The organism is Rhodococcus sp. IEGM 1241, from assembly GCF_033142365.1.
Taxonomy (GTDB): Bacteria; Actinomycetota; Actinomycetes; order Mycobacteriales; family Mycobacteriaceae; genus Rhodococcus_F; species Rhodococcus_F erythropolis.
In genome coordinates this window covers 553,995-577,253 of sequence record NZ_JAWLSE010000005.1, presented here as the reverse complement: position 1 = coordinate 577,253, position 23,259 = coordinate 553,995, and the positions used below count along the sequence as shown (strand labels likewise).

The following is a 23,259-nucleotide window of genomic DNA, read 5'->3' as shown; positions in this document are numbered from 1 at the left end:
TCGGCCAGTCTAGTGACGAATCTTCGGGGCCTACGCGAACAGCCTCGACACCGGTAGCGGTGCCGAGGCTGTTCGGGTTCAGCTTCGAGTTCGAAGAAGGTGAAATCAGGCGTTGGCAGCCTTGTACTCGCGGCGGCGGCGATGCAGGATCGGCTCCGTGTATCCGCTGGGCTGCTTCGCGCCTTCGAGGATGAGTTCCTTGGCAGCCTGGAACGCGATGTTGGAATCGAAATCAGGTGCCATGTTGCGGTACTCGGCGTCGCCCTCGTTCTGACGGTCGACAACCGGGGCCATGCGCTCGAGTGCACTGACAACGTCGCTCTCGCTGACGATGCCGTGACGCAGCCAGTTGGCGAGCAGCTGGCTCGAGATGCGCAGGGTGGCGCGGTCCTCCATGAGCGCGACATCGTGGATGTCGGGAACCTTGGAGCAGCCGACACCCGCGTCGATCCAGCGGACGACGTAGCCGAGGATGGACTGGCAGTTGTTGTCGAGCTCTTCCTTCTTCTCCGCGTCCGTCCAGTCGGTGCTGGGAGCGAGCGGGATGGTCAGGATGTCGTCGACGCTCGCACGCGGCTTGCCCTTCAGGCTGTCCTGAACAGCGAACACGTCGACGCGGTGGTAGTGCGTCGCGTGCAGCGTTGCGCCGGTCGGCGAAGGAACCCACGCGGTGTTGGCGCCGGCCTTGGGGTGGCCGATCTTCTGCTCGAGCATGTCTGCCATCAGCTCGGTCATGGCCCACATGCCCTTGCCGATCTGCGCCTTGCCCTGCAGGCCGCAGGCCAGTCCGGTGTCGACGTTCCAGTCCTCGTAGGCACCGATCCACTTCTGCTTCTTCATCTCGGCCTTGCGCACCATCGCGCCGGCTTCCATGGAGGTGTGGATCTCGTCGCCGGTGCGGTCGAGGAAGCCGGTGTTGATGAACACGACGCGGTCGACGGCTTCCTTGATGCAGGCAGCGAGGTTGACTGTCGTGCGACGCTCCTCGTCCATGATGCCGACCTTGAGCGTGTTCTCGGGAAGCCCGAGGACCTGCTCGACGCGGCCGAACAGTTCGGTGGTGAAGGCAACTTCCTCGGGGCCGTGCTGCTTGGGCTTGACGATGTAGATCGAGCCGGTGCGGCTGTTGTCGAGCGGGCCGTTGGCGTCACTGATCGAGAGGCCGTGCACTGCACAGGTGCTCGTGATCAAAGCGTCGAGAATGCCCTCGGGGACCTCGTTGCCGTCGGCATCGAGGATCGCGGGGTTGGTCATGAGGTGACCGACGTTGCGGACGAACAGGAGCGAACGACCGTGCAGGCTGAGTTCGCTGCCGTCGACGGCGGTGTACTTACGGTCGCCGTTGAGCGTACGAGTGAAGGACTTGGCGCCCTTCTTGATCTCCTCGGACAGATCACCGCGATTGAGGCCCAACCAGTTCCGGTAACCGACAACCTTGTCGTCGGCGTCGACAGCGGCGACCGAGTCCTCGAAGTCCATGATCGTGGTGACGGCCGATTCGAGAACGACGTCCTTGACACCGGCGGCGTCGGTGCTGCCGATCGGGGAGGACGCGTCGATCTGGATCTCGGCGTGCAATCCGTTGTTGAGCAGCAGGATGCTCGTCGGTGCGTCCTTCTCGCCGAGGTAGCCGACGAACTTCTCCGGCTGGGCGAGGGTGGTGACCGTACCGTCTGCCAACGTGATCTTCAGTTCACTGCCGTCGATCACGTACTTGGTCGAATCTGCATGCGACCCCGACGCGAGAGGTGCTGCCGCGTCGAGGAATTCACGCGCCCAGGCGATGACCTTGTCGCCTCGGACCTTGTTGTAGCCGGAACCCTTCTCGGCGCCGTTCTCCTCCGAGATGGCGTTGGTGCCGTACAGCGCGTCGTACAACGAACCCCAGCGGGCGTTGGACGCGTTGAGAGCGAAGCGCGCGTTGAGGATCGGCACGACCAACTGCGGGCCGGCCGTCGAGGTGATCTCGGTGTCGACGTTCGCGGTGGTGACCGAGAACTCGGCAGGCGTCGGCAAGAGGTAGCCGATCTCCTGCAGGAACGCCTTGTATGCGGCAGCGTCGATGGGAGCGCCGGCATGATCGCGATGCCACTGATCGATCTGAGCCTGCAGATCGTCACGCTTGGCAAGCAAATCGCGGTTCTTCGGTGCGAGCTCGGTGATGACCTTGTCGGCGCCGGCCCAGAACGTCTCGGCGTCTACACCGGTGCCGGGAAGAGCCTCCTCGACCACGAAGTCGTAGAGAACCTTGGCAACCTGAAGACTGCCGACCTGAACGCGCTCAGTCATGAATAGCCTCACTTTTCCGAAAGCGGAGCACCACATATGGATGCCATGAACCAACATCAATGTTACCTGGGAGTATTCCCACCGCTGTCCGCGCCCTGAGCTGCGATAATCGGGCGCGAAGAGCTGAAACGATCAAGTGAAATTCGTTCTGTCTAGAGTTTGCGCGCGGAAATCTCGAAACCGGCCTTGGTTAGACGCTCGACCAGGACGTCGCCGAGCGCTGTCGATGGAGTCAATACGCCGGTGGCCGCGGGGAGATCCTTGTGGTCCTTCGCCAATGACAACGCAGATTCGCCGAGCATTACCGCCGTCGCGCTGTATCCCGGGTCGCCCTTCGCCTTCACTCGTGAGGTGTATCGAGCGCCGGTCGTGGTCGTGGTGAACACATCGAGCGTGAAGTGCCCCTTCTTCTGGGTGCTCTCGCTCGGGCCCTCGCCGGGCGCAGGCAATACCTTGTCGAGAAGGAAACGCGTCGGAGGAAGAGCGAGTCCGGCGACCAGCGCGCCGAGGCCGACTGCGACACCGCCCGCGATTACCGGTGACACCACCGAGGAACCGACACTCATCACCTCGCTGTACTTGAACTTCTTGCCGTACGCCCACTCTCGGAGCGCATTGCTGCGACGGACGACTCGTGTGTTGTACGACGCCATCACGAACGGTGCCTTCCAACCCTTCAACGACGGATCGATCTTCTTGCCGTCGACCACGCTCACGTCGCTCTGTCGTCCGAGGTCGGGCTCCCGGTCACGATCGGGGCTCAATGAATACGGCGAGGCCGCGAGTTTCCGCAGGCGCGCATCGTCTTTCGACACGTCGATCTGATTGCGAAGCGAATCGATCGTGCCACCGCTCACGCCGCCGCGCAGCGCCGTGACCACCAGCGTTGTGTCGGTGAGCTCACCGGCGCCGTCGGCAGTGACCTTCTCGTGGAGGACGTGAACTCCGAGATCGGAAGGGATGGAATCGAATCCGCAGGAATGGACGATCTTTGCGCCGGTCGAGACCGCCAGCTCATGGTTGGCGTCGATGCTCTCGCGGTGGAACAGCACCTCACCGGTGAGGTCGACGTAATGAGTTCCGGCGGAGGCGCATTCGTGAACAAGGGTGTGACCGTACTTGGCGTACGGGCCGACCGTGGTGGCGACGACCCGAGTTCGCTGCGCGAGCGCCTTCAATGCGGTGGCGTCGTCGGCGTCGGCGATGATCAGGGGGAGATCGGCCGCGGCGGTACCCAGATCGGCGCGAGTGGCTGCCAACTTCGCGAGGGAGCGGCCACCGAGGCCGATTTTCGTGCCTTCGGGAGCATGTTTGACGAGGTAGTCGGCGAGTAGCTTTCCGACGAAGCCGCTCGCTCCGTAGACGATGATGTCGAGTTCTCGGGCGGGCGAGGTTCCAGTCATGGAGCCAGCCTACAAACGCGCACTCGAAAGTTATGTGACCGAGGTCACTCAGCAGGGAGGGGTTCCTTGACGACGAGGATCGGAGCCTCCACTTCGAGCAGGAGACGCTGCAGCGGGCGTTCGAGGAGGAACTTGCCGATGGGGGACATCCGGCGTGTTCCGACGATCAGGAGATCGACACCCGCGCCGTGGACCAGGTTCACGAGCGCGGTCACCGGATCGCCGTCGTGCTCGGTGGTGCGCAGATCCCACTTCGTCTCCGAGAATCCACCGGCGTCGAGCGCTGACTGAATCTCGCCGCGAAGAGCGGCCCGATCGTCCTCGGTGTCTCCGGTGTCGGCCGTGTCCCCGATGTTGACATCGTCCAGGACGTGCAGAACCAGCAGTTCCTCGCTTCGACCCACGGATTCCCGTGCGGCGGCCACGATTGCGGCGCGGCCTTCCGGGCTGTCCTTGTGTACGACGGCGATCGTCATGGTTCCTCCGAGTCGGTGAGCAGGTTCGCAGTCCATTATCGCCTGCAATGCTGTGCCCTACCTGAATTGAGCTACTCGACACGGGGGTTTGGCGGTGACGAGATCGCCACATCGGGGCGCCTAGGTGCTGCCTGTCACCACTACGGGGTGCCGCCCATCACCACGGCGAGGGTTTGTAATCCTTGAGGAAGCAGCCGTGCAGGTCGACGCCCAACTCGCCCTGAACGATGGGGTCGTAGACGCGGGCTGCACCGTCGACAAGGTCGAGCGGCGCGTGGAAACCTTCGTCGGCCAACCGCATCTTGGTGAAGTGCGGGCGTTCGTCGGTGATCCAGCCGGTGTCGACGGCGGTCATGAGGATGCCGTCGTCGAGCATTTCCTTGGAGCTGGTGCGGGTCAGCATGTTCAGTGCTGCCTTGGCCATGTTGGTGTGCGGGTGGCCAGGGCCCTTGTATGCGCGGCTGAACTGGCCTTCCATGGCGGAGACATTCACGACGTACTTGCGTCGCGCAGCTGCCGCGGCCATCGACGGGCGCAGGCGTGAAACGAGGATGAAGGGCGCGACCGAGTTGCAGAGCTGGACTTCGAGAAGCTCGATCGGATCGACTTCCTCGACGGTCTGGACCCAACTGTTGGTGTGCGCGAGGTCCGGCAGCAGCCCGCCGGCGTCGATGGCGATGCCTTGCTCGATGCGATCGGGTGAAGCCGACTTGGCGACGAGTGCGAGTGAACTGACCGCGTCGGCGGAGAGATTTCCGGAGGTGATGCTTGCGACGTCCGACAGCGATCCGGCCAGAGCCGCGGGGTGGGCGTCGCTCGTCTTGCCGAAGGTCAGGACATCAGGGAGTTCACCGGCGGGCAGTGCTCCGGACTCGGCGTCAACCAGAGCGCCGTAGGCACCGGGGGAGCGTCGGACGGTCTGCGCGGCGTTGTTGATCAGGATGTCGAGCGGACCCTGTGCGGCAACGGAATCCGCGAGTGCAACAACCTGGGCGGGGTCGCGGAGGTCGATGCCGACGATGCGCAGACGGTGAATCCAGTCGTTGCTGTCTTCCATCGCCTTGAATCGGCGGATCGCGTCGTTGGGGAATCGCGTCGTGATGGTCAGATGCGCGCCGTCACGCAGCAGGCGCAGCGCGATGTACATACCGATCTTCGCGCGGCCGCCGGTCAGAAGTGCGCGTCGGCCGGTCAGATCAGTGCTCGCATCACGTTTGCTGCGGCTGGTGGCAGCGCAATCGGGGCACAGTTGGTGGTAGAAGGCGTCGACTGCGGTGTAGCGCTGCTTGCAGATGTAGCACGGTCGCGCCTTGATGAGTGTGCCGGCGGAAGCGCCCGCGGTGTTCGACTTGATCGGAATGCCTGCGGTCTCGTCGTCGATGCGATCGGGTGAACCTGTGGCAGTCGCGGCGACTACTTGGCGGTCCGCTTCGTTGACGGCTGCGCGCGAGGCGAGGCGGCGCTTCTTCTTGAGTCGCTTGAACAGATGGCCGACAGCGCGCTGCATGGTGATCGAATCGGGATGCTCGTCGTCGAGTTCGGCGGCTTCGGAAAGGACCTTCAGGCAGATTTCGAGTTCTGCGGGGTCGAGGCCGGTGAGTTCGGCTCGAGCAGATTCTGAATCGGCTGTTTCCAGCGAATCTGCCTGCAGTGCATCCGACTTCTTGGTGTCTGTATCCACTTCGAACTTCTGTTCCATCTCGATCGCCGCTCGCGCGGACTGTTCCCTGGTGCGGGAACTTCGCCAATTACGAGAAAAGCTCCGGTTCGATGAACCGGAGCTTTTCCTGTCTGTCTCAACACAGAGTGTCCGAGGGGGGACTTGAACCCCCACGTCCGTTAATAGGACACTAGCACCTCAAGCTAGCGCGTCTGCCATTCCGCCACTCGGACTCGGCCCCGATTTCTCGGTGCTGGGAAAGAGTATCCGATTAGGTGTGCTGCCCCAAATCGCCAGGTTGCGGGGCATTCCGGTCGCCCGCGTCGCTTGATTCGATGGTAGGAAAGTGGAATGACCACAACCCCGAATAATCCGAATCCGAGCAGAGCCGAAGCAGAAGTAGTCGAACTGGTCAGTTCTCTCATCCGCTTCGACACCTCGAACACGGGAGAACTCGAAACCACCAAGGGTGAGCGTGCGTGCGCGGAGTGGGTTGCCGCGCAGCTTCAAGAAGTCGGCTACGAGACGGAATACGTCGAGTCCGGTGCGCCCGGCCGCGGGAACGTCTTTGCTCGCTTGAAGGGAGCTGAGTCGGGTCGAGGTGCATTGATGCTTCACGGTCACCTCGATGTCGTTCCGGCCGAGCCCGCCGACTGGAGCGTCCATCCCTTTGCCGGCACTGTCCAGGACGGTTACGTCTGGGGGCGCGGAGCCGTGGACATGAAGGACATGGTCGGGATGATCCTGGCCCTCGCCAGACAGTTCAAGGCGGAAGGCGTCGTACCGCCGCGTGATCTGGTGTTCGCCTTCGTGGCGGACGAGGAAGCGGGCGGCAAGTACGGATGCCAGTGGCTGGTCGAGCACCGCCCGGATCTGTTCGAGGGAGTGACCGAAGCCGTCGGTGAGGTGGGCGGTTTCTCGCTGACGGTTCCGCGGCCCGACGGAACCGACCGCAGGCTCTACCTCGTGGAGACTGCGGAAAAGGGCCTCGGTTGGATGCGTCTGACGGCCAAGGGACGTGCCGGGCACGGCTCCTTCCTCCACGACGACAACGCAGTCGCGACACTCGCCGGCGCGGTCTCGAGACTCGCTGCTCATCAGTTCCCGATCGTGATCTCGGATTCGGTTGCCGAGTTCCTCACCGCCGTCGGCGAAGAGACCGGATTGGACTTCGATCCGGGATCACCCGACATCGACGGGACTCTCGCGAAGCTGGGGACGATCGCCAACATCATCGGGGCGACGTTCCGTGACACGGCGAACCCGACGATGCTCAAGGCTGGATACAAGGCGAACGTCATTCCGCAGACTGCCGAGGCAGTCTTCGACTGCCGCGTGCTGCCGGGACGTCAGGCCGAATTCGAGCGCACGGTGGACCAGCTGATCGGCCCCGACGTGACCCGCGAGTGGATCACCAAGCTGGATTCGTACGAAACAACGTTCGACGGCCACCTCGTCGACGCCATGAACGAGGCGATCCTCGCCCACGATCCGGAGGCTCGCACAGTTCCGTACATGCTCTCCGGCGGAACCGACGCGAAGGCATTCGCGAAACTGGGCATTCGCTGCTTCGGCTTCGCACCTTTGCAGTTGCCGCCCGAGCTCGATTTCAGTGCGCTGTTCCACGGCGTCGACGAGCGAGTTCCGGTGGACGCACTACTGTTCGGGACACGTGTTCTGGAACATTTCCTGCTCAATTCCTGACGAGCACGTAGATAGATCCGTGAGCTCGACGCACATCGAGCTCTCTTGTCACAGAAAGGATTCGCATGGCGCACGATCCGTACGAACCATTGCCGAAGTTGCCGAGTTTCGAGCTGACCAGTGACGACATCACTGCGGGCCAGCCGCTGAAGCTTGCTCAGGCCAGTGGAGCTTTCGGTGTTCCCGGTGGCGAAGACATCTCACCGCAGCTCTCGTGGTCCGGCTTTCCGGCCGAGACGAAGAGCTTCGTGGTGACGGTGTTCGATCCGGACGCACCGACGGCGTCAGGATTCTGGCACTGGGCCGTGGCGAACATCCCCGCTTCCTTCACCGAACTCCCGGCCGGTGCCGGCGCGGCGGACAGCGATGTCCTGCCTGCCGGAACCGTCACCCTCCGCCACGACGGTGGCGGGTTCGGTTTCATCGGCGCAGGCCCGCCTCCCGGGCACGGTCCGCATCGCTACATCGTGGCGGTGCATGCCCTCGACGTGGAGACGCTCGACGGAGTCACCCCTGACTCGTCGCCGGCGTTCCTCGGTTTCAACGTGTTCCATCACGCGATCGCGCGTGCAACCCTGACCGGGACGTTCGAGGTCGAATAGTCACTTTGCTGTGCGCCTTTATTAACCGCGGGCGGTTAATAAAGGCGCACAGCACTCTCTAGCGAGGATTTTCAGCTCCCACTGCCTGGGCGATCGACGAGAAACCGGCTGCGCGGACCCGCTTGGCTATGCCCTTGTGGATGCTGCGAGCCCAGAACGGTCCGCCGTAGATGAAGCCGGTGTACCCCTGCACCAGCGTCGCGCCGGCGAGGATGCGTTCCCACGCCTGGTCGGCTGTCTCGATACCGCCGACCGAGATGATGGTCATCTTGTCGCCGACTCGGGCGTACAGGCGCCGGAGCACCTCGAGCGAGCGGTCGGCCACCGGTGCACCGGACAGCCCGCCAGCGCCGAGTGCAGCTACCTCGGCATCCGGGGTCTTCAAACCGTCGCGGCGGATCGTGGTGTTGGTCGCGACGATTCCGGCAAGCCCGAGTTCGACTGCCAGATCGGCGACAGCGTCGACGTCCTCGTCCGAGAGATCGGGCGCGATCTTCACCAGTACCGGCACGCTGACGGTGTCGAGCACGGCCTGCAGGATCGGGCGCAGAGATTCGACGGCCTGCAGATCACGGAGTCCGGGCGTGTTCGGCGAGCTGACATTCACGACCATGAAGTCGGCCAGCGGACCCAGAAGCTGGGCGCTGGCGGTGTAATCGGCAGCGGCGTCGGCAGCTTCGACGATCTTGGTCTTGCCGATGTTGGCACCGATCGGCACCGTGACGCGGCGCTGTCGCAGGAAATTCGCCGCGTGACCAGCGCCGTGGTTGTTGAAGCCCATTCGGTTGATCAGAGCGCGGTCGGCCGGAAGTCGGAAGAGACGCGGCGCGGGGTTACCGGGCTGAGCTTGGGCCGTCACTGTTCCGACCTCGGCGAAACCGAATCCCAACGGGCCCCAGGCGTCGACTCCGGTGGCGTCCTTGTCGAATCCTGCGGCAAGGCCGAGAGGTGCCGGGAACGTCAGACCGAAAGCCTGACTGCGCAGAACCGGGTCGTCGACGACAAGGACTTTTGCGACCAGCCAGCGAAGGGGAGCGAACTGTGTCACCAGTTTCATCGCGGTGAAGGCAATGTGGTGGATGCGTTCCGGTGGGACTCGGAACATCAGGCTCAGCAGCAGTTGGTACACGATTCTCCAGCTCTTCGATGGTGTGATTTTGTCAGCGGTTTCGATAGCGGCGGGTTCTGGTCGTCTGTTGAACGATCAGTGCTGAATGCCGTCCGGATCGGTCACGTGCAGCGGCGTCTTCTTTCGCTTGAGGAGCACGCGACGACTGCCGTCGGGGTAGAGACGGACTCGGGAGAGTTCCCACCCGCCGAACTCGGCGGAGATCGCCAGGCGCATCGACGCCGTGACCCGCGAAACGTTCGGCGGTAGCCGGAGCGGCACGTAGTCGAACTTGTCGTCCGACGTCTCCCACTGCGCGGGGATCCCGCGCGTACGCTTTTCCATCAGTTCTCCCGTGACGGGATGACCTGCAGCCCGTCACCGGTTGCTGATCCGACGATCAGATTGCCGTTGGAAGAGTCTACGGCCAACGAATTCGGCTGTCGCACCGTCTTGAACCGTCCGGTCTCCACGGGGATGCCGGACGACAGATCGAAGCCGACCACTTCGTTGGTCGCCGTCAGTGTCACCCACACCCGATCCGCGGTCTCGTCGTAGGCGACGGCGTAAGGCGACTCGCCGACGGGGTAGCGCTGGTGCATCAGGAGCGGATCGGCAGTGAAGACGAGCAGTTCGTTGCCGGTGGTGTCGGTGACAAGGATGCGTCCGAAGCGATCGGTGGCCAGATGAGTTGCGCCCTCACCGGCGCGAAGAGCGACGCCGAGTTTGCCGTCTTCGAGATTGATCGCCGTCAGCGAGGTCTGACGGTGATCGAGGGCGCTCAGGTTGTCGCCGGTAACCGCAAGTTCGTCGACGGATGCAAACCCCGAAACCGTCTGTGACTGATCGGTCTTCGGGTCGACGATGTGAACTGAACCATTGTCCGTGCCGATCGCGATGCGGCCGTCGGTCAGCTCGACCGCGGAGTTCGCCTGGCCGTCGACCGGTATGGACGTCTGTTCGCCCGATGTCAGATTCAGCTTCACTACCTGGCGATCCATCGCCAGCAGAGCGCTACCGTCGGAGCCGATCGAAACGTCGCGTACGTCTGAATCCAGAGCTATCGGACGACCTGCGGAGGCGGGGTCGGCGCCGGCCAAACTGTCCGAAGGAACGACCAGCACCGATCGTGGGTCGTTGGCAACCAGAACAGCGCTGCGCGTGATCGGGTCGAGTGTGATGGAATCGATCAGACCTGAATACGGGTGAACCACGCCGTCCGGGGTGCTGGTGGTGGCCGGTGAGACCGCTGCCGTAGCGGGATCGATCGTGATGAGGTCGTCTCCGCCATCTCCGGAAGAACATCCTGTGACCAGCAGAACCGCCGCCCCCATTGCTGCTGCAGTGGTGCGGATCCCTAGGCGAGCCATGTGTAGTTCCTCGTTTTCTTGTCATCTGTTCTTCACGCAGTGCGACTGTCATCGATCATCCCTGATCGCAGTCGGGCGCCGTTCATCGCGTCGAGGAACTACCGACCATTCCGCTCACACCCTTGACGCGATACCGTACGAACAGCGGTTGCGGTTGACGCTGCAATCACCGAGGAGATCATTGTGATTCCCACAGAACCCACCGATTCCGGCGCACAGCCGCCCGAACCGGCGCGGTCGGGCTTCGAGATCGAGGACCTCACCGTCGGCGCTCATGCACACGGTTTCGGCAGGTCCGACGGTCGAACTTTCGCGTTCCGCGTACGCAAGAGCGTGCTGTTCGTCGAGGTTTACGGCGAATACTGCGAGCACAGTGTGCCGACCCCTTCGGACGTTGTCGCCACGGCGGAGCGATCGGTCACCGACATCGATCTGACCGACGAGCGAAGCATCGCCGGTGTGGTCCGCGACGCAGTTCTCTCGACCGAGACTGATTGGTCACATCCGGACGTCGGTGACGGCGTTCGTCAGGGCGAGGGTCGCAGCCTGCCGACGGTGAGAGCAGTCCTGAACAGGCTGGGATCGATCATCGATTCTGTTCGGTGAATTCTCGGCGTGGGATGACCAGCGTTGCTCCGGTTGTCGGATGCGGGAACACCTCGACCGGATAACCATAGACGCGGGTCAGAAGGTCTTCGTGCAGCACCGATTCCGGGGGACCGTCGGCGGCGATGCGTCCATTCTCGAGTACGACGATTCGGTCGGCATACGCCGCTGCCAACGCGAGATCGTGCAAAACGACGACGACGGCATCGCCGTCCGCAGCGCGAGCGCGCGCCACGGACATCACCACTTCCTGGTGTCCGAGATCGAGTGCTGCAGTCGGCTCGTCCAGCAGGATGGTCGACGTTTCCTGTGCCAGTACCCGGGCAAGAGCGACCCGCGCCTGCTCGCCACCGGACAGCACGGCGAACGGCCGATTGGCGAACCCCTCGACATCGCAGGTCTTCATCGCTGCGGTGATAGCAGCGCCGTCGCGGTCTTCTCGGCGAGTTCCGGCCCATGGCGCACGTCCCATGCGAACGACCTGGCGAGCGCTGAACGAAAATCCGATGGTGTGTTTCTGGGGGAGCACCGCGCGTCGGCGCGCCATGTCGATCGGCGACCACTGAGTGAGGTCAGTGCCTTCGACGACCACCCGCCCAGCGATGACGGGCTGATCACCGGCCAACGCCGCAAGAAGAGTCGACTTACCGGCGCCGTTCGGTCCGACGAGGACGACGAGCTCGCCTGCCCGGACTTCGATGGATACGCCTTCGAGAATGTGTCGACCACCGCGTTCGACGGTGATGTCGCGCGCTTCGAGGGTGACATCACCGACGCCAGGGCTTTCCGGTTCGGGGGTGACGTGGCCGAACAGTTCGCGCCAGTTTCTTACGAGGCTGCTCATGCCCACCCGCCCTGTTGCGCGCGTGTTCGTCGGAGAAGCCAGAAGAAGAAGGGGCCGCCAACCAGAGCGGTCAGCATTCCGAGGGGCAGGTCTGCGTTGTCGATCAGCGACCGCGAGCCGAGATCTGCGACAAGCAGAACCAGTGCGCCGGCAAGGGCGCTCGCCGGAATCAGCGCGCGGTGGCCGGGGCCGACAAGAATGCGCATCAGGTGCGGAACGATCAGTCCGACGAAGAGGATGATGCCGGTGAAGGCAACACTCGCCGAGACCAGGAGAGCGACGATCAGAACCGCGAACTGGCGCAGCCGTTCGACGTTGACACCCAGGTGACGAGCTGCATGTTCACCGAGTGCGAGAAGGTCCAGACGCGGAGCGATCATGACCGTCGCGGCAATTCCGACAACGGTCATCGGCGCCACGATCATGACGGCATTCCACGACGCTCCGTTGAGTGAGCCGAGTTGCCAGAACACGATCTGATCGCGAGCGGACGGGCTGGCGACGAAGGTGAAGAACGCGATGAGTCCGCCGGCGAACGCATTGATCGCGACGCCGGTCAGCACCAATGTCACTACTTCGGTTCGGCCTTCGTGGCGCGCAAGCAGGTAGACCGCCGCGGTGGTGAACAGCCCGGCGACGAACGCCGCCGCAGCAACGGCCCAGCCGGCCACGAACGTGCCGCCGACGACGATGACAGCGCTCGCGCCAACTGCAGCGCCCGCGGACACTCCGATCACCCCGGGCTCCGCGAGTGGATTGGAGAACACACCCTGCAGGAGCGCACCGGAACATCCCAGCGCCGCGCCGACACAGATGGCGAGCACGACGCGGGGGAAACGAACCTCCCACAAAGTCACTTCACCGCTGGGATGGGCGGGCATCGGACCGAGATCGAGTCCGATGCGGTGCAGGATGCTGCCCAAAACCTCGAGAGGCGATGTCGGAACTTGACCGATGCACGCCGACAGCACTGCGACGATCACCAGGGCGAGAGTCAAGCTGACCAGAACCGCACTCACCCGCGACCGCGACGCGGGGCCAGACGCCGACTTGTCGGCGCCCCCGACGTCATGTGAATCCTCGGCTGCGGACACAGACTTACCTGCTTCGGAACTACCTGTTTCTGTACTCACGAATCAGCACTCACAAATCTTTGCTCACGATCCACCGGGCTCGTAGATCGCTTCGGCGAGTGCCGCCATGACGCGTCCGGTGTTCGGCCCGAAGCTGAGCAGGACACCGTCCTCCATGTCGACTACTCGTTTGTTCTTTCCGGCCGGCGTCTGAGCGATGCCAGGGACCTTTTCGAGGCCGTCGATTCCGCCGATCGATGCCAATCCGTCCGTCATCATCAGCAGGGCGTCAGGCGCTGCGGCGATGAGCGCTTCGCTGGTGATGGGTACGAACTGTTGTGTGATGCCCGAGGCGGTACCCGCATCTGTGGCGCCGAGGGCCTCGATCAAGGAATCGGCACCCGAACCTTCACCGCCGATCATGGTGATGGCCGATCCGCGCATGTAGAGGAACGCGATCTTCAGTGGATCGCCGTCGTTGGGAACCAGATCGCGCGCAGCAGCGATCTCCGATTCGGTTCGATCGATCAGCGCTGCGCCCTGGGCCGGAACGCCGAGCGCGTCGGCGACTGCTTGGATCTGCCCCGGCACACCTTCGAGGGTTCGGGTCGGGTCGAAGAACACCACGGGAACACCGGCGGCGCGCAACTGATCCTGGACGCTCTTGGGCCCGATGCTCGTGTCAGTGAGAACCACGGTGGGATTCAAATCGAGGATGGCTTCGGTATTGAGCGATTGGCCGCCGACCGTGACAACCGGTACGTCCGCGACCGCGGGGAACTTGGCGGCGGTGTCGCGGCCGACAAGGTTGTCACCGAGGCCGAGCGCCACCGTTGTCGTTGCGAGCGTCCCGTAGCGGTCGGCCGCAACGATCCGGCTGTTGTCGGTGATGGTCACGTCGACGCCGTCGAAGCTCTTCACCGTCACGGGCAGCGTTGCGGTCGGGTTGTCGGACACGGGAACCGGGCTGGAATCTTCGAGTACTGCGGTCCGGGCACCCTGAGATGTCGTGGAGTTGTCGCTGGATCCGCAAGCCACCAGACCGAAACCGGCTGCTGCGACCAGTGCCGCCGCGGCCAAGCGCTTCATCATTTGACGAGGTAGCTCTCGATGTCGCCTTCGAGGTCGGCGAACAGGTCACCGTTGAGGCGGTACGCCAGATTCACCTCGTCGATGAAACGCTGCTGTTCTTCGGCCGGAATCTGCAGCGCATCCAGATTCGAGCGGTAGTCGTCCTTGAAAGGCTTCGGCTTGGGGATGCCTTCGAAGATGTAGAAGCGAAGTCCGTCGGTCTCGAATCCGTAGGCGCGCTCGAGCATCCGGCGGATGATCTGTCCGCCCGAGAGGTCACCCATGTATCGCAGGTAGTGATGTGCGACGAAGCCGGCGGGCCAATCGAACGCCACTTCCTTCAGGCGGGCGATGTAACGCTCGGTTGCCGGCAAGGCCACGAGTTCGTCGCGCCAGTTCGGTCCGCCGAGGAACTCGAGATCGGCTTCGAGCGAAGCCACCCGCAACAGATCCTCGGACAGGAACGGAGCGACCAACTCGTTGTCGGCGTGTGTGCGGCCGGCCTCTTCGAGGCTCGTGTAGACGAGGTACGTCTGTCCCAGAAGAGCGGCGTAGCCAGCCGTGGTCAGCTCACCGCCGAGAAGCGCGCCTACGAATCGGGACTGCTCCGTCTCGCGGTGTGCTGCGTCCGTCTCGGTCTTGATTCGTTCGGAGAAGGCGGGGCCTGCGTCTGCGGAAAGGCTGTCTACGTCGAGCGTGGTCATTGATTCTCCTGAGGCTGTAGTCAAGCGTTGCCTACTAGGTTAGCCTGCCCTCGCCAACACGATACCTTCGGTATTTCGATCAGCGGGACAGATCAAGCGCTCACATCGTCGAGAGCCGCGGCAATCGCTTTCGGAAGTTCCAATTCTTCGGTTGCCAGTACTCCTGTCAACTGGGCGAGATCCCGCGTGCCGACGACGGCGCTGGCCACCCCGGCGCGATCGCGCGCCCAGGCCAGTGCCACCGCCAGTGGGGAAGTACCCAGACCGTCGGCGGCGGTAACGACGGCGTCGACCACCCGGATCGAGGAATCGGTCAGATAGCTCTGTACATCTTGCGAATGTGCTTCGTCGGCGCCGCGGGAATCGACGGGAATGCCGTCGCGGTACTTGCCGGTCAGAACACCGCCCGCCAGGGGTACTGCGGCGAAGACTCCGACGCCGTGGTGGGCCGCCGCTGCGAACAATTCTTCCTCGACGCCGCGCGCGAGCAACGAGTACTCGGCCTGCGTCGCGGCGAGTGTTGTTGCGCCACCGGCTCCGACGGCCGTCGCGAGCTGCCAGCCGAGGTAGCCGCGCACGCCCACATACCGCACCTTGCCGCTCGAGACCGCGTAGTCGAGGGTTGCTGCAACCTCGTCGACGGGCGTGAGCGGATCCCAGGTTGCGACCTGCCACATGTCGAGGAAGTCGGTTCCGAGTTCACGAAGAGTCGCGTCGAGCTGGCGGAGCAATCCGCGCCGCGAGCAGTCGACGCGGTCGGTGCCGATCGGAGTGGGATCGATGCCGGCGCTCGAGCTGATGATGAGTTCGTCACGTGGAACGACGTCGTCGAGTAACTCGGCGAGGATCCGTTGCGCCGCACCGGCGCCGTACGCGGGCGAGGTGTCGACCAAGGTTCCGCCGGCCTCGGCGAAGGCGAGCAGCTGCGCCGCAGCCTCGTCGCCGTCGGTGTCGCGTCCCCATGTCAGTGTGCCGAGCCCAAGTCGCGAGACCCGAAGTCCGCTCGTTCCGACAGATCTGTGCTTCATAACCGCCTGCATCTCGCGCCCGACTCGTGTGCGCAAGTGCGGCACCCGAGAGATCTCACCACGTGCAGACTAGTAGGCGCTCGCCTCGAGTCGGGGTATTCGGACACGGACGTGCCGGGCGCGGCGCGGCGCCGTGGGCCCCGGTAGCGTGGCGCCGGTGAAACGTGAACCCGACACACGAAACCTGTGTGCAGTAACCCCATTCGAATCAGCCGGGATCGGTGAGTGATGGGCGAAGCGATGACCTGGCTCCAGGCCGTGATCCTGGGCCTCGTGCAGGGATTGACCGAGTTCTTGCCCATCTCGTCTTCCGGACATTTGCGAATCGTGTCGGAGATATTCTTCGGCAGTGACGCCGGTGCGTCGTTCACCGCGGTGACGCAGCTCGGCACCGAACTTGCGGTGTTGATCTACTTCGCTCGCGACATCGTGAGGATCATCACTGCCTGGTTCCGGGGTGTGTTCAATGCCGAGCACCGGGGCGATCTCGATTACCGGATGGGCTGGTACGTCATCATCGGTACCATTCCGGTCGGCATCCTCGGGTTTCTGTTCAAAGACCAGATCCGTACCGGCGCACGCAATCTGTGGCTGATTGCCACGATGTTGATCGTGTTCGCGCTCGTCATCGCCGCTGCCGAGTACTACGGACGCAAGACGCGCCCGATCGAATCGCTCACAGCGCGCGACGGCATCATCATGGGTTCGGCTCAGGCGCTAGCGCTCATCCCGGGTGTCTCACGTTCGGGTGGCACGATCAGCGCCGGTCTTTTCCTCGGACTCACCCGTGAGGCCGCAGCTCGTTACTCGTTCCTGCTGGCGATCCCGGCGGTTCTCGCCTCCGGTTTGTTCAGCCTCCCGGATGCCTTCGAGCCGGCCGGTGAGGGTCTGAACGCGAGCGGTCCGCAGTTGCTGGTGGCAACCGTCATCGCCTTCGCGGTCGGTTACGCAGCGATCGCCTGGCTGCTTCGATTTGTTGTCGATCACTCCATGTACTGGTTCGTGGGATACAGAATCGCTCTCGGCGTAGTCGTCCTTGCGCTGCTGGCCACAGGGGTCGTGTCCGCGACATAGAGCCCGTTTCGACGTCGACCACCCGTCCGTGCGGCCACCGCCCCATTAGGGTTGTGGAATGACAGTTGTCCTACTGCGGCACGGGCGGTCGACGTCCAACACTGCCCATACCTTGGCCGGTCGAACGCCGGGTGTGGAACTCGACGACCACGGCCGGAAACAGGCCGAAGGCGTCGTCGATCGGCTGGTCGGTCTGGACATCGCGGAGATCGTCCGCTCGCCGCTGTTGCGGTGCGAGCAGACGGTCGGCCCCATTGCCGTCGACCGTGGTCTGACGCCGGTGGTCGAGGATCGCCTGATCGAGGTCGATTACGGCGACTGGACGGGTCGCCCGCTCAAGGAGCTGTTGGAAGAACCGCTCTGGAAAGTGGTGCAGCGCCACGCTTCCGGCGCAGTCTTTCCCGGCGGTGAAGGGCTGGCCCAGGTACAGGCGCGAGCCGTTGCCGCGATCCGAGAGCACGATGCACGGCTGGCCGAAGAGCACGGCAAGGACGTCGTCTGGATCGCCTGCACACACGGTGACGTCATCAAATCGGTTCTCGCCGACGCGTTTGCGATGCACCTCGATTCGTTCCAGCGGATCGTCGCCGAGCCGGCCTCGGTCAGCGTGATTCGCTACACGGCCACACTGCCGTTCGTTCTTCGAGTCAACGACACCGGAGACGTGCTCGCAGCGATCAGTGCAGCGAAGACCGCGACCAACGGTTCGGCTCCCGCGCAGGAGTCCGTCCCCGGTGGAGAGGTCGGTGCGTGAGCTGTGACGGATAATGGGTATTCAGTGATGTTCTGCTCGAACTCGAGGAGGTGCAATGTCGCGCGCGATTCACGTATTTCGCACTCCTGACCGATTTGTCGCAGGAACGGTGGGCGAGCCCGGTGACAGGTCTTTCTATCTCCAAGCCGTGCACGATTCACGGGTGGTGAGTGTGCTGCTCGAGAAGCAGCAGGTTCAGGTCCTCGCCGATCGCATGGGCCTTCTCCTCGAAGAGGTACATCGACGCTTCGGAACCGAGGTTCCGCCGCAGGCCGACGATGTCTCCGATCTCAGCCCGCTGGTCACACCGCTCGACGCGGAGTTCCGGGTCGGCACGATGGGGCTCGGTTGGGACGCCGATGCCGGTGCGGTCGTCGTGGAGTTGCTTGCCGTCAGCGAGACGGAGTTCGACGAATCGGTTGTCCTCGACGACGCCGACGACGGTCCGGACGCGGTCCGTGTGTTCCTGACCCCGGAACAAGCGCGCGAATTCTCGCTCCGATCCGAACGCGTCATCGCGGCGGGACGCGCGCCATGCCCTCTGTGTGGTGAGCCGCTGGCGCCCGAGGGGCACGTGTGCATCCGAACCAACGGATACCGGCGCGGCGAGTCCTTCGGTTTTGCGATCGACGACGCAGACGACGACGAGGTCTGACGTCGTGTCCGAACCTGGAGTGCCGGACGTTCTGCTCGAGGGAGATCTGACCCTGATCGGCCAGATCACCACGGCAAGCAACGCCACGCTAGTGTGCGAGTCGACTCTGGGGGAGCAGTCCACCCGTGTGGTCTACAAACCGGTGCGGGGTGAACGCCCACTGTGGGATTTCCCGGACGGCACTCTGGCCGGGCGTGAGGTTGCGTCGTACCGCGTGTCCGAGGCGCTGGGCTGGGGAGTGATTCCGCGAACAGTGTTGCGGGACGGCCCTTTCGGGACAGGCATGGTGCAGCGCTGGATTGACACCGTCGATCGCCGCGCGGATGGATCTGGCGGACTCGAGATGGTCGACCTGTGCAGTCCCGGCAATGTTCCGCCAGGGTGGTTCGAGGTCCTGCAGGCCTTCGACTCGGAGGGCGAACCAGTCTCTCTGATCCATGCGGACGATCCACGGCTGCAGCGAATGGCCGTTCTGGACGTCCTCATCAACAACGCCGACCGCAAAGGTGGTCACGCCCTCGAAGGCGTCGACGGCTCGGTGTACGGCGTTGATCACGGAATCTGTCTTCACTCGGAGAACAAGCTGCGGACCGTGTTGTGGGGGTGGGCGGGGCAGCCCGTACCCGGTGCTTTGATCGCCGACGTCGCCGAATTCGCGACAACTCTCGATGGAGATCTCGGGGACGAGTTGTCCGAACTGATCACCGAAGAGGAAATCGTGGCCTTGGCGGTCCGGGCGATGCAGTTCGCCGAGTCCGCGGTAATGCCCGAACCGAACGGCCATCGAACGATTCCCTGGCCGGCTTTCTAGTCTCGAGACGTTTCCTGCTGTTCGCGAGTTGCCGTCTTCAATCCGGGTGAGCGAACCAATCGCAGTAGTTGTTCGCGCAGCGCGGCGACGTCCCCGACGCCGACGGTCAACGCCGCATCTTCCTTCTCGAGCGTCAGTAGTCGCTCGTACGTCAGTCTTCCGGCGTCGGTTATCGCGATCACGCGCCGGCGCTCGTCCCGCGGATCGGTGTCACGCGTGACGTAACCCGCTCGTTCGAGACGGTCGATCGTGCGGCTCATCGTTTGATCGGTGACGCGGGCGTTCTTCGCGATGTCGCGTTGAGATGCCGCCCCACCGGCGATCGAGTGGAGCACGATCAGGCCCGCGTGCGTCATGTCCTGAGACCGCAGAACCTTCTCCCATGAGTGCTCTACCAGGCGCGCAGCGGTGGACAACAGCCGGCCGGTTGGCCAGTCGTCCAGGCCGTCGCTGCTCATGTTTTTGCCTTCCGTTTGCAATTACTCAGCATGCTGAACAAAATAGTCGGCAAGTCCTCTCTGCTGCCGATCCCTGGAGACCCAGTGAGCACACCAGTACAAAATCGTCCTGTTCGTCGCCTTCGATGGATTGTGCCAGCTCTCCTCGTCATCGGCTGGCTGGCAATCGGAGGATTCGGCGGCCCGTTCGCCGGAAAGCTCAGCACCGTGCAGCAGAACGACAACACGTCGTTCCTGCCGGCGTCGGCCGAAGCCACCGAGGTGGCAAAGCTTCAAGAGAGCTTCACGGACACCCGCTTCGTGCCGGCCATCGTCGTGGCGGAACGACCAGGTGGCCTCGAGCCCACCGACTCCACCTTCCTGTCCCAGACCGTCGATTCGTTTGTCGGTACCGAGGGATTCGGTGACGCGTCATCGCCGCCGATCCCGTCGGCCGACGGCCAGGCGTTGCAGATGTTCCTGCCGGTCGACAGCACCCTCGAGGTCAAGGACAGCGTGAAAGCGCTGCGCGCGGCGCTGGAGTCGAGCCCTGACGGACTGACAGTCAAGGTCACCGGCCCCGCTGGGCAGGTTGCGGATCTGTCGGCAGCATTCGCCGGTATCGACGGACTGCTGTTGTTGGTAGCCGGATCGGTCGTGATCCTGATCCTGATCATCGTCTACCGGAGCCCGATCCTGCCGTTCGTGGTGATCTTTTCGGCGATCTTCGCACTCGGATTGTCGAGCTTGCTCGTGTATCTGCTCGCCGACGCGGACGTCATCGCACTGAACGGCCAGAGCCAGGGCATCCTGTTCATCCTCGTGTTCGGTGCCGCCACCGACTACGCGCTGCTTCTGGTCTCTCGCTACCGGGAAGAATTGCGGATCGAGAAGGACAAGTACGCAGCAATGCGGACTGCGTGGCGCGCGACGCTCGAACCCGTCGCGGCGTCTGCCGGAACGGTCATCGCGGGCGTTCTGTGCCTGTTGCTCTCCGACCTGAACTCGAACCGCGGACTCGGTCCGGTGGCCGCCATCGGTATCGCCGCGTCCTTCCTCGCATCGATGACGTTCCTACCTGCTGTCCTCGTTCTGTTCGGGCGGACTGCGTACTGGCCGACCAAGCCGAAGTTCGACGCCGACCGCGAGCACCACGACGAGGCGAACGATCACCGGTTCTGGGCCGGGCTCGCTGCTCGAATCGGTAGGCACCCGCGCCGCTTCTGGGTGGCGTCGACGCTGGTGCTTGTGATCTTCGCGCTGATGATGCCGCAGTTCAAAGCCAGCGGCGTCTCTTCGTCCGACATCTTCTTGCTCGACGTCGATTCGGTTGCAGGCCAGGAGATTCTCGGCGAGCACTTCGACGCGGGTTCGGGTTCACCGGCCGTGGTCATCGCGAATGCGGACCAGGTGGACGCCGTTGCGGCAGCCAGTCGCGTGGAGGGCGTCAGCGACGTAAGCGTCGTACAGAACGGGGGAGCCCCACTGGTTGTCGACGGACGAGTCTCCCTGCAGGCGACGTTGACTGACGCTGCCGACTCACTCGAGGCCGAAGACACCATCGTGCGACTACGTGATGCAGTTCACTCCGTGGACGGCGCCGACGCGTTGGTCGGTGGCGTCACTGCGACCGACCTCGATACGAAGACCACCTCGACACGGGACCGGACACTCATCATTCCCGTGGTGATCATCGTGGTGTTCGTGATTCTCTCCCTGTTGCTGCGTTCGCTTCTCGCACCGCTGCTTCTCATGGGCACCGTTGTGCTCTCGTTTGCTGCGACACTGGGCATTTCGTCGCTGGTGTTCGACCACGTCTTCGGGTTCCCCGGCGCGGATCCAGTGGTCCCGCTGTTTGCGTTCGTGTTCCTCGTGGCTCTGGGAATCGACTACAACATCTTCCTCATGACGAGGGTGCGTGAGGAAGCGCTGAAGATCGGCACTCGGGCGGGTGCGCTGCGGGGACTCACCGTGACCGGCGGGGTGATCACGTCTGCCGGAGTTGTTCTGGCAGCAACCTTCTCGGCGTTGGCGGTGATCCCGCTGTTGTTCCTCGCGCAGATCGCGTTCATCGTGGCGTTCGGTGTCCTGCTCGACGCTCTGATCGTCCGATCCTTGCTGGTCCCGGCCCTGACCTACGACATCGGTCAGAAGATCTGGTGGCCGAGCAAGCTCGCGTCGACGCCCGAACCGGAGCAGGATCAGCCAGCACCTTCCCAGCCTCAGAGCAGTCTCCACTAGGCTCGGCAGCATGCAGTCTTGGTCCGATACCGCACTCCCGTCCGTTCCCGGTCAGGGGCCGCCGTTGCGGCTGTACGACACAGCCGACCGTCAGGTTCGCCCCGTCACCCCGGGCAAGAAAGCGACGATGTACGTCTGCGGCATCACCCCGTACGACGCCACCCACCTCGGTCACGCGGCCACCTACCTCACGTTCGACCTCGTGAACCGCATCTGGCGCGACGCCGGACACGACGTCCATTACGTCCAGAACGTGACCGACGTGGACGACCCGCTGTTCGAGCGCGCCAATCGCGACGGCGAGGACTGGATCGTCCTCGGCATGCGTGAGACCGCGCTCTTCCGGGAGGACATGGAAGCGCTGCGCGTGCTTCCGCCGAAGGACTACATCGGCGCCGTCGAATCGGTGAACGAAGTAGTCGAGTTGGTGGAGAAATTCGTGGCGTCCGGCGCCGCGTACATTGTCGACGACGCCGAGTTCCCCGACGTCTACTTCCGCGCCGACGCGACCGAGCAGTTCGGCTACGAGTCGGGCTACGACCGCGCGACGATGGAGAAGTTCTTTGCCGAACGCGGCGGAGATCCCGATCGCGTCGGAAAGCGCAATCCGCTCGACGCTCTCGTCTGGCGGGCGGAGCGTCCGGGCGAGCCTTCGTGGCCCTCACCCTTCGGGCCGGGGCGCCCCGGTTGGCACATCGAGTGCGCGGCCATTGCGCTCAACCGCATCGGCTCCGGCTTCGACGTCCAGGGCGGTGGCAGCGACCTGATCTTCCCGCACCACGAGTTCTCGGCAGCACATGCCGAATCGGCAACGGGTGATCGCCGTTTCGCGCGGCACTACGTGCACACGGGCATGATCGGCCTCGACGGCGAGAAGATGTCGAAGAGTCGCGGAAACCTCGTCTTCGTCTCGAAACTGCGCGGTGAAGGGGTCGATCCCGCAGCAATTCGTCTCGGATTGCTCTCCGGCCACTACCGCCAGGATCGCGCGTGGACCGATCAGGTCCTCGAGGATGCTCAGTCGCGTCTGAAGGTATGGCGCGAGGCAGCGGCTCTCGATTCCGCGCCGTCAGCCACCGACACTGTTGCGCGGTTGCGTCAGCATTTGGCCGACGATCTCGACACTCCGAAGGCGCTCGACGCGCTCGACGGTTGGGCACGGCGCGCCATCGAGGGCGGCGGATCCGACACGCAGGCACCCGGCGAGTTCGCCGATGCCGTCGACGCCCTGCTGGGTATTTCGCTTCGCTGAACCCCTGCTGTGGGGGGGTTTTTTTAGTGGGGGGGTTTTTTTTTGGGTTGGGTGTGTGGTTTTGTGTTTGGTGTGTGTCTGTGGTTGGTTGGTGTGG

The 23,259-nt window shown here is 63.7% G+C and carries 22 protein-coding genes and 1 tRNA gene; 9 read left to right on the top strand and 14 right to left on the bottom strand.

The annotated features are described in order from the left end of the window. Window positions 1-105: 105 nt before the first annotated feature. The 5 genes from R4P70_RS23875 to R4P70_RS23855 form a co-directional block, all read right to left on the bottom strand. Window positions 106-2,289 (bottom strand): malate synthase G, encoded by a 2,184-nt coding sequence (locus R4P70_RS23875; protein WP_019748551.1) that lies wholly within the window; start codon window positions 2,287-2,289, stop codon window positions 106-108. Window positions 2,290-2,441: 152 nt separating this feature from the next. Continuing rightward, window positions 2,442-3,692, bottom strand: a complete 1,251-nt coding sequence (locus R4P70_RS23870; protein ID WP_317832091.1) for a saccharopine dehydrogenase family protein — start codon at window positions 3,690-3,692, stop codon at window positions 2,442-2,444. A 44-nt stretch (window positions 3,693-3,736) separates the two neighbouring features. After that, window positions 3,737-4,168, bottom strand: coding sequence for a universal stress protein (locus R4P70_RS23865; protein ID WP_020723653.1), 432 nt, complete (start codon window positions 4,166-4,168; stop codon window positions 3,737-3,739). 157 nt (window positions 4,169-4,325) lie between these two features. After that, the gene (locus tag R4P70_RS23860; RefSeq protein WP_074447104.1) at window positions 4,326-5,867 is read right to left on the bottom strand and encodes an SDR family NAD(P)-dependent oxidoreductase; all 1,542 of its coding nucleotides are present in this window, start codon (window positions 5,865-5,867) and stop codon (window positions 4,326-4,328) included. Between the two features lie 108 nt (window positions 5,868-5,975). Beyond that, a tRNA-Leu gene (locus tag R4P70_RS23855) sits at window positions 5,976-6,061 on the bottom strand. 118 nt (window positions 6,062-6,179) lie between these two features. Here R4P70_RS23855 and R4P70_RS23850 point away from each other — a divergent pair. Further along, the gene (locus tag R4P70_RS23850) at window positions 6,180-7,532 is read left to right on the top strand and encodes a M20/M25/M40 family metallo-hydrolase (RefSeq protein WP_003946170.1); all 1,353 of its coding nucleotides are present in this window, start codon (window positions 6,180-6,182) and stop codon (window positions 7,530-7,532) included. Between the two features lie 65 nt (window positions 7,533-7,597). Then, window positions 7,598-8,134, top strand: coding sequence for a YbhB/YbcL family Raf kinase inhibitor-like protein (locus tag R4P70_RS23845; RefSeq protein ID WP_317832088.1), 537 nt, complete (start codon window positions 7,598-7,600; stop codon window positions 8,132-8,134). 58 nt (window positions 8,135-8,192) lie between these two features. On the opposite strand, the gene R4P70_RS23840 is transcribed toward R4P70_RS23845, so the two are convergent. The 3 genes from R4P70_RS23840 to R4P70_RS23830 all read right to left on the bottom strand — a co-directional run bounded on the left by R4P70_RS23840 (window position 8,193) and on the right by R4P70_RS23830 (window position 10,612). Beyond that, window positions 8,193-9,263, bottom strand: coding sequence for a quinone-dependent dihydroorotate dehydrogenase (locus R4P70_RS23840; protein ID WP_317832086.1), 1,071 nt, complete (start codon window positions 9,261-9,263; stop codon window positions 8,193-8,195). A 75-nt stretch (window positions 9,264-9,338) separates the two neighbouring features. Further along, on the bottom strand, window positions 9,339-9,587 hold the full coding sequence (locus R4P70_RS23835; RefSeq protein ID WP_003946171.1) for a DUF5703 family protein: 249 nt from the start codon (window positions 9,585-9,587) through the stop codon (window positions 9,339-9,341). Beyond that, window positions 9,587-10,612 carry a hypothetical protein gene (locus R4P70_RS23830; RefSeq protein ID WP_317832084.1) on the bottom strand — a complete coding sequence of 342 codons (1,026 nt, stop codon included), beginning with the start codon at window positions 10,610-10,612 and terminating at the stop codon, window positions 9,587-9,589. Before R4P70_RS23830 ends, R4P70_RS23835 begins: the two co-directional genes overlap by 1 nt. A 183-nt stretch (window positions 10,613-10,795) precedes the next feature. Here R4P70_RS23830 and R4P70_RS23825 point away from each other — a divergent pair, with 183 nt between their 5' ends. Continuing rightward, a complete protein-coding gene (locus R4P70_RS23825) occupies window positions 10,796-11,218 on the top strand; it encodes a hypothetical protein (protein ID WP_317832082.1) in 423 nt (140 codons plus the stop codon). Here the strand turns inward: R4P70_RS23825 and R4P70_RS23820 are convergent. The 5 genes from R4P70_RS23820 to R4P70_RS23800 all read right to left on the bottom strand — a co-directional run bounded on the left by R4P70_RS23820 (window position 11,199) and on the right by R4P70_RS23800 (window position 15,938). Then, window positions 11,199-12,062: a heme ABC transporter ATP-binding protein gene (locus tag R4P70_RS23820; RefSeq protein WP_317832080.1), complete on the bottom strand. Its 864-nt coding sequence runs from the start codon at window positions 12,060-12,062 to the stop codon at window positions 11,199-11,201. The two genes, R4P70_RS23825 and R4P70_RS23820, sit on opposite strands and share 20 nt — an antisense overlap. Continuing rightward, complete coding sequence (locus R4P70_RS23815) at window positions 12,059-13,156, bottom strand: FecCD family ABC transporter permease (RefSeq protein ID WP_020907826.1); 1,098 nt, start codon at window positions 13,154-13,156, stop codon at window positions 12,059-12,061. The genes R4P70_RS23820 and R4P70_RS23815 overlap by 4 nt, the downstream gene beginning before the upstream one ends. A 63-nt stretch (window positions 13,157-13,219) precedes the next feature. Then, a complete protein-coding gene (locus R4P70_RS23810) occupies window positions 13,220-14,227 on the bottom strand; it encodes a hemin ABC transporter substrate-binding protein (RefSeq protein WP_019748542.1) in 1,008 nt (335 codons plus the stop codon). Continuing rightward, window positions 14,224-14,910, bottom strand: a complete 687-nt coding sequence (locus tag R4P70_RS23805; RefSeq protein ID WP_003946162.1) for a heme oxygenase (biliverdin-producing) — start codon at window positions 14,908-14,910, stop codon at window positions 14,224-14,226. Before R4P70_RS23805 ends, R4P70_RS23810 begins: the two co-directional genes overlap by 4 nt. A 92-nt stretch (window positions 14,911-15,002) precedes the next feature. After that, a complete protein-coding gene (locus R4P70_RS23800; protein WP_003946175.1) occupies window positions 15,003-15,938 on the bottom strand; it encodes an aldo/keto reductase in 936 nt (311 codons plus the stop codon). Window positions 15,939-16,166: 228 nt separating this feature from the next. Here R4P70_RS23800 and R4P70_RS23795 point away from each other — a divergent pair, with 228 nt between their 5' ends. Genes R4P70_RS23795 through R4P70_RS23780 form a run of 4 tightly spaced genes read left to right on the top strand, consistent with a single transcriptional unit; the run spans window position 16,167 to window position 19,232 of the window. After that, window positions 16,167-17,012 carry an undecaprenyl-diphosphate phosphatase gene (locus R4P70_RS23795; protein WP_019748539.1) on the top strand — a complete coding sequence of 282 codons (846 nt, stop codon included), beginning with the start codon at window positions 16,167-16,169 and terminating at the stop codon, window positions 17,010-17,012. Between the two features lie 58 nt (window positions 17,013-17,070). Then, the gene (locus R4P70_RS23790; protein ID WP_019748538.1) at window positions 17,071-17,766 is read left to right on the top strand and encodes a histidine phosphatase family protein; all 696 of its coding nucleotides are present in this window, start codon (window positions 17,071-17,073) and stop codon (window positions 17,764-17,766) included. Between the two features lie 55 nt (window positions 17,767-17,821). Continuing rightward, window positions 17,822-18,421 carry a DUF3090 domain-containing protein gene (locus R4P70_RS23785; protein ID WP_019748537.1) on the top strand — a complete coding sequence of 200 codons (600 nt, stop codon included), beginning with the start codon at window positions 17,822-17,824 and terminating at the stop codon, window positions 18,419-18,421. A 4-nt stretch (window positions 18,422-18,425) separates the two neighbouring features. Then, complete coding sequence (locus R4P70_RS23780) at window positions 18,426-19,232, top strand: SCO1664 family protein (RefSeq protein ID WP_019748536.1); 807 nt, start codon at window positions 18,426-18,428, stop codon at window positions 19,230-19,232. Here the strand turns inward: R4P70_RS23780 and R4P70_RS23775 are convergent. After that, window positions 19,229-19,690, bottom strand: a complete 462-nt coding sequence (locus R4P70_RS23775) for a MarR family winged helix-turn-helix transcriptional regulator (protein WP_003946187.1) — start codon at window positions 19,688-19,690, stop codon at window positions 19,229-19,231. The genes R4P70_RS23780 and R4P70_RS23775 overlap by 4 nt on opposite strands. A gap of 30 nt (window positions 19,691-19,720) precedes the next feature. Here R4P70_RS23775 and R4P70_RS23770 point away from each other — a divergent pair, with 30 nt between their 5' ends. Further along, window positions 19,721-21,910 (top strand): MMPL family transporter, encoded by a 2,190-nt coding sequence (locus tag R4P70_RS23770; RefSeq protein WP_019748535.1) that lies wholly within the window; start codon window positions 19,721-19,723, stop codon window positions 21,908-21,910. Between the two features lie 10 nt (window positions 21,911-21,920). Continuing rightward, entirely contained in the window at window positions 21,921-23,162 is a 1,242-nt protein-coding gene (gene mshC / locus R4P70_RS23765) for a cysteine--1-D-myo-inosityl 2-amino-2-deoxy-alpha-D-glucopyranoside ligase (protein ID WP_020969678.1), read from the top strand. The last annotated feature ends 97 nt before the right edge of the window (window positions 23,163-23,259 follow it).